Here is a 10,419-nt window from a genome sequence, read left to right on the forward strand (position 1 = left end):
ACCTCGCCCCAGGCCGCCCCCGTCGCACGTGCCGTCGATCGGGCGTGCCGAGCCGCGTCGGCCGCAGCGCGAGGTCGACCACGAGCCCGCCGATCATTCGCACCTGCCCGCCTTCCTGCTGCGACCGGTGCGCGCACGCGCCTAAGGCTTGCTATATTGCCGCCGCGCCAGCGGCGGTATTCCGGACAGTTGATGTTGCCGCCGGCCGTCGTTGCACGCCCTGATTTCCCGCGTTTGAAACAAATGCGCATCGTTTTCGCATCGCGTTGACACGCAAGCGAAAAACTCCCGAAAGCCGCGCGAATACGGCGGTGTCAGGCGCATTGAACGATAGTCGCGGCCGGCATCCCGTAGTTCTACTGTTTACCTTGCCTTCACTCTCGTCCCGTACCCTCGCCCCTATAATTTAGTCATTGCTGCCGGGCATGACCGGCATTGGTGCATTGAGGACGTAACAGTGGTCAAACTGCTGGACGAACACGAACGTACGTTGGCCTTTGCCGAAGTCGCACTTGGTCAGATCCGCTCGCTTCGCCAGACCGCCGTCCCCCGCAACTATGAGATCTGGTACGTCTACGCGACCGGATACAACGCACCGCTCAACAAGGTCATCAACGAGACGCTGGCGCGCAGCGGCAAGCTCTCTGAATCCGATCTCGAGCAGATCTACGAAACCTATCTTTCGCACATCAAGACCTCGGACCGCATCGACAAGGTCGGTGCGCGCGTCATCGGCGAGATTGATGCCGTCATGAAGCTGATCACCGATGCGCTCGGTGTGTCCGCGACCTATGACGCCAGCCTCGTCGGCGCCAGCGACCGCCTCTCGACCGCAACGACCCGCGACCAGATCAAGACCATCGTCGAGGGGCTCGCCAAATCGACCCGCGAGATGCGCGAGACCAATCAAGCGCTCGAGAACCGGCTCGCGCTGTCCAAGTCTGAGATCAACGAGCTGCAACACAGCCTCGAGGCAATCCGCGCCGAGAGCCTGACCGATCCGCTGACCGGCCTCGGCAACCGGAAATATTTCGACCGCTCGATGGAGATGGCGGTGCAGGCCGCGCTGGCCAGCGGCGAGCCGCTGTCGCTCCTGATGTTCGACATCGATCACTTCAAGTCGTTCAACGATTCCTACGGCCATCTCACCGGCGATCAGGTGCTGCGGCTGGTGGCGCAGTCGCTGAAGCAGACCATCAAGGGCCAGGACATCACCGCCCGCTACGGCGGCGAGGAATTCGCTGTCGTGCTGCCCAACACCGCGCTGCGCCAGGCGCTGACGGTCGCCGATCATATCCGCCGTGCCGTGATGGCCAAGGAGCTGAAGAAGAAGTCGACCGGCGAGATCCTCGGCCGGGTCACGATCTCGGTCGGCGTCTCCATGCTGAAACCGGCCGACGACACGGATTCGCTGATCGAGCGCGCCGACGCCTGCCTCTATGCCGCCAAGCGCGCCGGCCGCAACCGCGTGATCTGCGAGGCCGATCCGGAATTCAGCGCCGAGACGCAAACGCGCGTGGCGTGATCTGATCGCTCCTATAAGGACGACGACCGTTTCCTGGGCACACGCTTCTTCTTGACTGAAAGCTTTCTCGCGCCGGACTTCTTCGCCGGAACCTTCTTGTTTGCAGCCTTCTTCGTCGGCGCCTTCGTCTTTCGCGTAGCCGGTCGTTTCCTTGGCCGCTTGCGCGGCGCGGCGCGTTGGGCGGCGCCGAGCGCCGAGCGCGCCCAGACCGCAAGCTCCTCAGAATCGTCGAACAGCCGCGCCGGCAGCTGCCAGTACGAGTTCACCGTCACGGTCTTGGAACGCGTCTGGTACTGGAACGGCCCGCAGCCTTCCGCCTCGAATTGCGGGATGGTCTCTTCGTCGGCGCGGAAGTAGAGCCCGGCACGCAGCGCGAGCGCGAAATTGGTGCCGTCAGCGGAAATGCCGTAGCCGGAGAACATCCGGCGCAGCGTGACCGGGCCGAAATCGGCGAACAGGTCGATCAAGAATTCGCGGTCCATGTTGCCCATCGCCCCGCTTTGCGCGCTCAGGGGAGGAGCGCGTCTCCATCCACGTCAGCCAACGGGTCGCGCGAACGCGCGCCCGATGACAGGCTCCGCGAAGCAATCCATCCAACCGGGTATGCGGCCCCATGGATTGCTTCGTCGCTATCGCTCCTCGCAATGACGCCGGATGGAATTGGTGGGTGCGCCGCAGCGACCGGCGTTCCCTTGATCTTCTAAACCGTGGCCGGCTTGAGCTGCACCGATTCGCCGCAGCCGCAGGCGGAAACCTGGTTCGGGTTGTTGAACACGAACTGGGCCTGCATCTTGTCCGCCACGTAGTCCATCTCGGTGCCGAGCAGGAACAGCACGGCCTTCGGATCGACCAGGATCTTCACGCCCTTGTCCTCGACCACTTCGTCGGTCGGGCGGATCTCGTGGGCGTATTCGACGGTGTAGGACTGTCCGGCGCAGCCGCCGTTCTTGATGCCGACGCGCAGGCCGACGATCTCGGAATCAGCGCGTTTGGTCAGCTCGGTGATCCGCTCCGCCGCGGCATCGGTCAGCTTCATGACCTGTGGGCGCGGCCGCTTCGGCTTGGCTGGGGGTGGTGAAACTTGCGTCATGTCACTCATGTGGTCAGTCCCAGCGGCAAATCAATTGCCGGTCATTCTAGAGCCTAGATTCGAACCCCTAACGCATCACCACATATTGAGGACGAGGCGCGCCTCGTCCGACATCCGGTCCGGCGTCCAGGCCGGATCCCAGACCAGATTGACGTTGACGACACCGACGCCGGGAACGCTGGCAACCGCGTTCTCCACCATGGTCGGCAGCTCGCCGGCGGCCGGGCAATTCGGCGTGGTCAGGGTCATCAGGATGTCGACCGAGCGATCATCCTTGAGGTCGACCTTGTAGATCAGGCCGAGCTCGTAGATGTCGGCCGGGATTTCCGGGTCGAACACCGTCTTCAGCGCCGCGACGATCTCGCCGCTCATGCGCTCGGTCTCCTCCGCCGGCAGTGCAGAGGTGGTTTCCATGGTGGCCGTCTTGACTTCGGCTGTATCGGTCATGCGAACAATTCCCGCGCCTTGATCAGCGCCTGCGCCAGATGGTCGACTTCTTCCCTTGTATTATACATCCCGAAGGATGCGCGGCAGGTGGCCGTGACGTTGAACCGCTCTAAAAGCGGCATCACGCAGTGCGTGCCGGCGCGCACGGCAATGCCCTGGCGGTCGATCACGGTCGCGACGTCGTGGGGATGCGCGCCCTTCATCTCGAACGAGATCACCGGGCCCTTGTTGCGGGCGGTGCCGATCACGCGCAGCGAGTTGATCTCGCGCAGGCGCTCCTGCGCATAGGTGAGCAGCTCGTGCTCATGCGCGGCGATGCGCTCCTTGCCGATCGAATTGACGTAGTCGATCGCGGCACCCAGCCCGATCGCCTCGACGATCGGCGGCGTCCCGGCCTCAAACTTGTGCGGCGGATCGCCATAGGTGACCCAGTCCTTGGCCACTTCACGGATCATCTCGCCGCCGCCGTTGAACGGCCGCATCGCCACCAAGAGATCGTGCTTGGCGTAGAGCGCACCGATACCGGTCGGCCCGTACACCTTGTGGCCGGTGAAGGCGTAGAAATCGCAGTCGAGGTCCTGGACGTCGATCGGCAGATGCACCGCGCCCTGCGCGCCGTCGACCAGCACCGGAATGCCGCGGGCGTGGGCCTGCCGGATCACCTCCTTGACCGGAACCAGCGTGCCGAGCGCGTTCGACATCTGGGTGATGGCGACGATCTTGGTGCGCGGGGTCAGGAGCTTCTCGAACTCCTCGATCAGGAAGTTGCCTTCATCGTCGACCGGCGCCCACTTGATCACGGCACCCTGACGTTCCCTAAGGAAGTGCCACGGCACGATGTTGGAGTGGTGCTCCATGATCGAGAGGACGATCTCGTCGCCCTCTTTGATGTTCTCTCCGCCCCAGGACGACGCCACCAGGTTGATCGCCTCGGTGACGTTGCGGGTGAAGATGATCTCTTCATTGCGGCGGGCGTTGATGAACTGCGCGACCTTGCCGCGGGCGCCCTCATAGGCCTCGGTCGCGGCATTGGCGAGGTAATGCAGGCCGCGATGCACGTTGGCATATTCGCTCTTGTAGGCCTCGGTCATGCGGTCGAGCACCGCATTCGGCTTCTGCGCCGAGGCCGCGTTGTCGAGATAGACCAGCGGCTTGCCGTAGATCTGCACGGCGAGCGCCGGGAAATCCTGCCGCACCAGCGCGACGTCGTAAGAACCGTTGGCGACCGCCTTGTGCATGCTCACGCCCTCGCCTCCAGCCAGCGCTGCGCGGTGGCAATTGCGACCTCGCGCAACGCGTCGCTGGCGATGCTCTCGATCGCCTCGCCGACGAAAGCCTGGATCAGCAGCGCCTGCGCTTCCTTCTCGGGCAGTCCACGGGCGCGCATGTAGAACAACAGGCTCTCGTCGAGCGCACCGGTGGTCGCACCGTGACCGCAGGTGACGTCGTCGGCGAAGATCTCGAGCTCCGGCTTGTTGTCGGCTTCGGCGTCATCGGACAGCAGCAGCGCACGGGTCATCATCTTGGCGTCAGTCTTCTGCGCATCCGGACGGACGATGATGCGGCCCTGGAACACGCTATGGGCGCGGTCGTCGACGACGGCACGGAAGATCTCGCGGCTGGCGCAGTGCGGCACCGCATGATCCATGAACAGCGTGGTGTCGGCGTGCTGCGTGCCGTTGATCAGATTGACACCGTTGGTCTCGACCTTCGAACCCTCGCCGGCGCAGGTCACCGTCAGCTGATAGCGGCTGACATGACCGCCCGAGGTCAGGCCGAACGTGTTCAGGTGGGCGTGCGCGCCGAGCGAAATCGTCGCCGAGGAAATGTTGAAGGCATCGATGCTGTCTTCAACCAGGCGCACGTGGTCGAACCGCGCATTGTCGCCGATCGCGACGATCAGCGCGTCATGCGCCTGATAGGCCTTGGTGCCCTCACCGGCGAGATAGCTCTCGACCAGCGTGACATTGGTATCGCGGCCGAGCCGCAGCAGGGAGCGCGTAAACATCGAGGCCGGCGCCGTGCCGGAGGCGACGTGCACGATGTGCAGCGGCTGCGCCAGCACCGCGCCGTCGGCGATCTCGATGACGACGCCATCGGTCGCCATCGCGCCGTTCAGCGCGATCATCGGATCGGAAATGTCAGTGGCAAAGGCCTGCGCCGAGAGCGCGCCATCGCCGGCGTCGAGCACCTCGCGCAGCGGACGGATGCCGAGCCCCTTCTCGAGGCTGCCGAGATCGGACAGATCAGGCGCAAACGCGCCATCGACCAGCACCAGACGGCGTACGCCGTCGATCGCCCGCAGCTTGGCGGCGGCAGCAGCGCGACCCAGCGCCGCGGCATCCGGCGCAGGCGCCAGCGGCAGCACCTCGCGCATCAGCGCGCGCAAATCGGTGTATTTCCAGTCCTCGATCCGCCGATGCGGCAGGCCCGAGCGCTCATAGGCCTCGAACGCCTGGCGGCGCTGATCGGCGATCTTGCCCTTGCCCGGCAGACGGTCGCGCGCGGAGGCGAATGCATCGCCCAGCGCGCGCCCGGTCTCGGTCTTTGCGACAACGTTCATTTGAAAACCCGTGTTTGTCAGGCAGCGTCTTCGAACTGCGCGTAGCCGGACTCTTCCAGCTCCAGCGCCAGTTCCTTGCCGCCGCTCTTCACCACCCGGCCCTTCGACATCACGTGCACGAAATCAGGCACGATGTAGTTGAGCAGCCGCTGGTAGTGGGTGATCACGACCATCGCGCGCTCCGGCGAGCGCAGCGCGTTGACGCCGTCGGCCGCGATCCGCAGCGCGTCGATGTCGAGGCCGGAATCCATTTCGTCGAGGATGCAGACGGCCGGCTCGAACAGGGCCATCTGCAGGATCTCGTTGCGCTTCTTCTCGCCGCCGGAGAAGCCGACATTGACGCCGCGCTTCAGCATGTCCTGCGGAATGTTCAGCGACTTGGCGACTTCGCGGACCTTCTTGAGGAAGGCCGGCGACGAGATCTCGTCCTCGCCGCGCGCCTTGCGCTGGGCGTTGAGCGCCGCGTGCAGGAAGTTCCAGGTGGTCACGCCGGGAATCTCGACCGGATACTGGAACGCCAGGAACACGCCATTGGCAGCGCGCTCGTTGGGCTCCATCTCCAGGAGGTCCTCGCCCCTGAACAGGATCTGGCCGCCGGTGACTTCATAGCCGGGCTTGCCGGCGATGACGTGCGACAGCGTCGACTTGCCGGAGCCGTTCGGCCCCATGATCGCGTGCACCTCGCCCGGGTTCACCGTGAGCGACAGCCCATGGAGGATCTCACGTTCCTCGACACGGACCTTGAGATCTTTCACTTCCAGCAGAGACATCTGATTTTTCCTGAGCATCATCCGAGAGGGCGCGTCGGCCGCGCCCGCAAGCGGGATGGATTAGCCAACCGAACCTTCAAGGCTGATCGAGATCAGCTTTTGCGCTTCCACCGCGAACTCCATCGGCAGTTGCTGCAGCACGTCCTTCACGAAGCCGTTGACGACGAGGCCGACGGCTTCCTCCTGCGAGAGCCCGCGCTGGATGCAGTAGAACAGCACGTCCTCGGAAATCTTCGACGTCGTCGCCTCATGCTCGAACGTCGCCGAGGAATTCTTGGCCTCGACATAGGGCACGGTGTGCGCGCCGCACTTGTCACCGATCAGAAGCGAATCGCAGGCGGTGTAGTTGCGCGCGCCGGTCGCCTTGCGATGCGCGCTGACGAGGCCGCGATAGGTGTTCTGCGACTTGCCGGCGGCGATGCCCTTGGAGATGATCCGGCTCGACGTGTTCTTGCCGAGGTGGATCATCTTGGTGCCAGAGTCGACCTGCTGGAAACCGTTCGAGATCGCGATCGAGTAGAACTCGCCGCTCGAATTGTCGCCACGCAGGATGCAGCTCGGATATTTCCAGGTGATCGCCGAACCGGTCTCGACCTGGGTCCAGGAGATCTTGGAATTCTTGCCGCGGCAGTCGCCACGCTTGGTGACGAAATTGTAGATGCCGCCCTTGCCCTCGGAATTGCCGGGGTACCAGTTCTGCACCGTCGAATACTTGATCTCGGCGTCGTCGAGCGTGACGAGCTCGACCACGGCCGCGTGCAGCTGGTTCTCGTCGCGCTGCGGTGCGGTGCAGCCTTCGAGATAGGAAACGTAGGAGCCCTTGTCGGCGATGATCAGCGTGCGCTCGAACTGGCCGGTGTTGCGCTCGTTGATGCGGAAATAGGTCGACAGCTCCATCGGGCAGCGCACGCCCGGCGGCACGTAGACGAACGAGCCGTCCGAGAACACCGCCGAGTTCAGCGTCGCGAAATAGTTGTCCGAGGTCGGCACCACGGTGCCGAGATATTTCTGCACCAGGTCGGGATGCTCGCGGATCGCTTCCGAGATCGGCATGAAGATCACGCCGGCCGCCTTCAGCTCCTTCTGGAAGGTGGTCGCAACCGAGACCGAGTCGAACACGGCATCGACCGCGATCTTGCGGTTCGGCGTCTGCTCGCCGCCGGGCGGCGGCTCGACGCCTTCCAGGATCGCGACCTCGCGCAGCGGAATGCCGAGCTTCTCGTAGGTCTTGAGGATTTCCGGATCGATCTCGTCGATCGAGGACAGCGTCTTCTTCGGCTTCGGCGCCGCGTAGTAGTAGATGTCCTGATAGTCGATCTTCGGATAGTCGACGCGCGCCCAGGTCGGCTCGGTCATGGTCAGCCAGCGGCGATACGCCTCCAGGCGCCACTCCAGCATCCAGGCCGGTTCATTCTTCTTTGCGGAGATAAAGCGGACAGTGTCTTCCGACAGCCCCTTCGGGGCCTTGTCGGACTCGATCAGCGTCTCAAACCCATATCGATACTGGTCGACGTCGATGCGCCGGACGCGCTCGACCGTCTCTTGTACAGCAGGCATTCAATCCTCCGCTCGCGGTTTCAAGGACCGCGGTGGATCTCAAGTTCCGAAAATCTCTTACGATGCTTTGACGACGAAGTCCGCTTAGAACTGTTCAAGCTGTGTTTCGTCGTTTCCCCTTAACTAAGGTATCGGCGAGCTTTCGCCAAGCCTTGAGGGTCAAATCCACGTCTGTCTCCGTGGTAGACCAGCCAAGACTGAGCCGCACCGCTCCCTGGGACACCTCCGAACGGTATCCCATTGCCTTCAGGACGTGAGATGGCTGGACCTTGCCCGACGAACAGGCGGAACCGGAGGACACAGCTACCCCCCCGAGGTCGAACCCGATCACCGCCGTTTCGGCCTTCAGCCCCGGCGCAGTGAAGAGAACGGTATTTGGCAACCGTTTCACGTCATCCGAGAACACCAGCACGTCCGGCGTCTGCCGCAGCCCGTGCTCGAGCCGGTCGCGCAGCCCCCTGACGCGGGCGGCGTCGGCCTTCAACGCCGCCATCGCGGCCTTCACGGCCGCACCAAAGCCTGCGATCCCCGAGACGTTCTCGGTCCCTGCCCGCCGCCCGAGCTCCTGCCCGCCGCCGCGCAGCGACGCCTCCAGTCCTTCGACGCCTTCGGCGAGCACCAGCGCGCCGGTGCCCTTCGGTCCGCCGATCTTGTGCGCCGATAGCGTCACGAGATCGGCCTTCATCGAGGCGAGGTCGAACGGGATCTTGCCGAACGCCTGGATCGCATCGACATGCAGCAGACCGCCGGCCGCGTGGACGATCGCGGCGACGTCGGCCACTGGCTGGATGGCCCCCGTCTCGTTGTTCGCCAGCATCACCGAGACCAGCGCGGGCGGACCATCCGCAAGCAGCGCGCGCAGATGATCGAGATCGATCACCCCGGCGCGCGTGACATTGACGGTGCCGATCGCTTCACGCGAAAACCGCCCACCCGCGAGGACGGACGCATGCTCGATCGCGGACACCAGGAGCCGCTCGACCGGCGCGCCCGCAGCGCGGCGCATTCCCGGCGTCAAGGCGAGCGCATTGGCTTCGGTCCCGCCGGAGAGAAACACGACGTCCTGCGGCCGGCCGCCGACCGCCTTCGCCACCGCATTGCGGGCATCCTCGACCAGCCGGCGCGCGCGGCGTCCCTCGCTGTGCACCGAGGACGGGTTGCCGCTCAGCTCCCACGCCGCGGCCATCGCCGCTTTCGCTTCCTGGCGAAGCGGCGTGGTGGCATTCCAGTCGAGATAGACGCGATCGGCCATCGAGCTTGTCCGCGGCAACCACCGTGGTTGCGGCCTTCCACTGCGACATAACGACAGTCGGGCAGCGAGACCAGATCAGAGTCAGCGGTGCCTGAGATTTTCACGCGCACGGAAACCTCATCGGTGTTGCCAGGCAAGACATCCGTTTGCGGCGAGCGCGATAGCAATGTGACAAACCAAAACTTCAGGTAGCCAACGAACAATTCGGCGTGTTGATCCGGATCGCACCGCGCCGCGCGGATTCACGCCGGCCAAGCGGCACAATTTCCTTGATTTTTGCCCCTTGCGTCATGCTAGAAGGCCCTCCAGCGTGCCGCCCGACGGCGCCTGTGCCGATTTCATCATGAGCCGCCCTGTTCGCGCCCCGTCGCTGAAGATGGCTCCAACCGGTTGATTGATCGACGTCAATCAAGGGAACGCGTCAATCAAGGGAACACAATGCCTGAAGTCATTTTCACCGGCCCCGCTGGCCGTCTCGAAGGCCGCTATCATCCGGCCAAGCAGAAGAACGCGCCGATTGCGATGATCCTGCATCCGCATCCGCAGTTCCACGGCACGATGAATCACCAGATCGTCTACCAGTGCTACTACGCGTTTGCGCATCGCGGCTTCTCGGTACTGCGCTTCAACTTCCGTGGCGTTGGCCGCAGCCAGGGCTCGTTCGACCACGGCACCGGCGAATTGTCCGACGCCGCGAGCGCGCTCGACTGGGCGCAGGCGATCAATCCCGAGGCGCGTGCCTGCTGGGTCGCGGGCTTCTCGTTCGGCGCATGGATCGGCATGCAGCTCCTGATGCGCCGGCCGGAGGTCGAGGGCTTCATCTCGATCGCGCCGCCCGCCAATCTCTATGACTTCTCGTTCCTCGCGCCCTGCCCATCGTCGGGCCTGATCGTGCATGGCGACAAGGATGCCGTGGTGCCGCCCAAGGACGTCAACACGCTGGTCGAGAAGCTGAAGACGCAGAAGGGCATCGTGATCGACCAGCAGGTCATCCCCGGCGCCAACCACTTCTTCGACGGCAAGCTCGAGCCGCTGATGGAGACGGTGACCGGCTATCTCGACATGCGGCTAGCCAACGTGCGCTGAGGCGCTTGTAGCAACCATTAAGCCGTGACGGTTGTTTCGAGCCAAGGCGTTCCGCGCTGGACGACAGTGTTGGCATAGATCAGCAGCTTCCGTGCGCAAGCGATGAGGGCTGCGTTGTGAGCTTTTCCG

Annotated in this window: 10 protein-coding genes; 2 read left to right on the forward strand and 8 right to left on the reverse strand. The window is 64.0% G+C overall.

Annotation, left to right across the window (positions count from 1 at the left end):
* Positions 1-457: 457 nt before the first annotated feature.
* A complete protein-coding gene (locus AC628_RS40160; protein ID WP_074132266.1) occupies positions 458-1,525 on the forward strand; it encodes a GGDEF domain-containing protein in 1,068 nt (355 codons plus the stop codon).
* Positions 1,526-1,536: 11 nt separating this feature from the next.
* Here AC628_RS40160 and AC628_RS40165 read toward each other — a convergent pair whose 3' ends face one another.
* The 8 genes from AC628_RS40165 to AC628_RS40200 all read right to left on the reverse strand — a co-directional run bounded on the left by AC628_RS40165 (position 1,537) and on the right by AC628_RS40200 (position 9,204).
* Entirely contained in the window at positions 1,537-2,007 is a 471-nt protein-coding gene (locus AC628_RS40165) for a TfoX/Sxy family protein (protein WP_074132276.1), read from the reverse strand.
* A 218-nt stretch (positions 2,008-2,225) separates the two neighbouring features.
* Positions 2,226-2,624, reverse strand: a complete 399-nt coding sequence (locus tag AC628_RS40170) for a HesB/IscA family protein (RefSeq protein ID WP_502689834.1) — start codon at positions 2,622-2,624, stop codon at positions 2,226-2,228.
* Positions 2,625-2,690: 66 nt separating this feature from the next.
* Entirely contained in the window at positions 2,691-3,062 is a 372-nt protein-coding gene (locus AC628_RS40175; protein ID WP_021081118.1) for an SUF system Fe-S cluster assembly protein, read from the reverse strand.
* A complete protein-coding gene (locus AC628_RS40180; protein ID WP_143202066.1) occupies positions 3,059-4,306 on the reverse strand; it encodes a cysteine desulfurase in 1,248 nt (415 codons plus the stop codon). The genes AC628_RS40175 and AC628_RS40180 overlap by 4 nt, the downstream gene beginning before the upstream one ends.
* Complete coding sequence (sufD, locus tag AC628_RS40185) at positions 4,303-5,625, reverse strand: Fe-S cluster assembly protein SufD (RefSeq protein WP_074132271.1); 1,323 nt, start codon at positions 5,623-5,625, stop codon at positions 4,303-4,305. Before sufD ends, AC628_RS40180 begins: the two co-directional genes overlap by 4 nt.
* Positions 5,626-5,642: 17 nt before the next feature.
* Positions 5,643-6,395, reverse strand: coding sequence for a Fe-S cluster assembly ATPase SufC (sufC, locus tag AC628_RS40190; protein WP_074132281.1), 753 nt, complete (start codon positions 6,393-6,395; stop codon positions 5,643-5,645).
* 60 nt (positions 6,396-6,455) lie between these two features.
* Positions 6,456-7,952, reverse strand: a complete 1,497-nt coding sequence (gene sufB, locus AC628_RS40195) for a Fe-S cluster assembly protein SufB (RefSeq protein ID WP_074132272.1) — start codon at positions 7,950-7,952, stop codon at positions 6,456-6,458.
* Between the two features lie 94 nt (positions 7,953-8,046).
* Positions 8,047-9,204, reverse strand: coding sequence for a cysteine desulfurase family protein (locus AC628_RS40200; protein WP_074132274.1), 1,158 nt, complete (start codon positions 9,202-9,204; stop codon positions 8,047-8,049).
* Positions 9,205-9,642: 438 nt separating this feature from the next.
* Between AC628_RS40200 and AC628_RS40205 the strand changes: the two genes are divergently transcribed.
* Positions 9,643-10,290: an alpha/beta hydrolase gene (locus tag AC628_RS40205; RefSeq protein ID WP_016843213.1), complete on the forward strand. Its 648-nt coding sequence runs from the start codon at positions 9,643-9,645 to the stop codon at positions 10,288-10,290.
* Positions 10,291-10,419 lie beyond the last annotated feature (129 nt).

It is taken from the genome of Bradyrhizobium sp. NAS96.2 (genome assembly GCF_001908235.1).
Classification (GTDB): Bacteria; Pseudomonadota; Alphaproteobacteria; order Rhizobiales; family Xanthobacteraceae; genus Bradyrhizobium.

Excerpts from the sequence above, each read along its gene's own strand:
- AC628_RS40165 (WP_074132276.1), bottom strand. The coding sequence starts at position 2,007 with ATGGACCGCGAATTCTTGATCGACCTGTTCGCCGATTTCGGCCCGGTC.
- sufC (WP_074132281.1), bottom strand. The coding sequence starts at position 6,395 with ATGTCTCTGCTGGAAGTGAAAGATCTCAAGGTCCGTGTCGAGGAACGT.
- AC628_RS40170 (WP_502689834.1), bottom strand. The coding sequence starts at position 2,624 with ATGAGTGACATGACGCAAGTTTCACCACCCCCAGCCAAGCCGAAGCGG.
- AC628_RS40205 (WP_016843213.1), top strand. The coding sequence starts at position 9,643 with ATGCCTGAAGTCATTTTCACCGGCCCCGCTGGCCGTCTCGAAGGCCGC.
- sufB (WP_074132272.1), bottom strand. The coding sequence starts at position 7,952 with ATGCCTGCTGTACAAGAGACGGTCGAGCGCGTCCGGCGCATCGACGTC.
- AC628_RS40200 (WP_074132274.1), bottom strand. The coding sequence starts at position 9,204 with ATGGCCGATCGCGTCTATCTCGACTGGAATGCCACCACGCCGCTTCGC.
- sufD (WP_074132271.1), bottom strand. The coding sequence starts at position 5,625 with ATGAACGTTGTCGCAAAGACCGAGACCGGGCGCGCGCTGGGCGATGCA.
- AC628_RS40175 (WP_021081118.1), bottom strand. The coding sequence starts at position 3,062 with ATGACCGATACAGCCGAAGTCAAGACGGCCACCATGGAAACCACCTCT.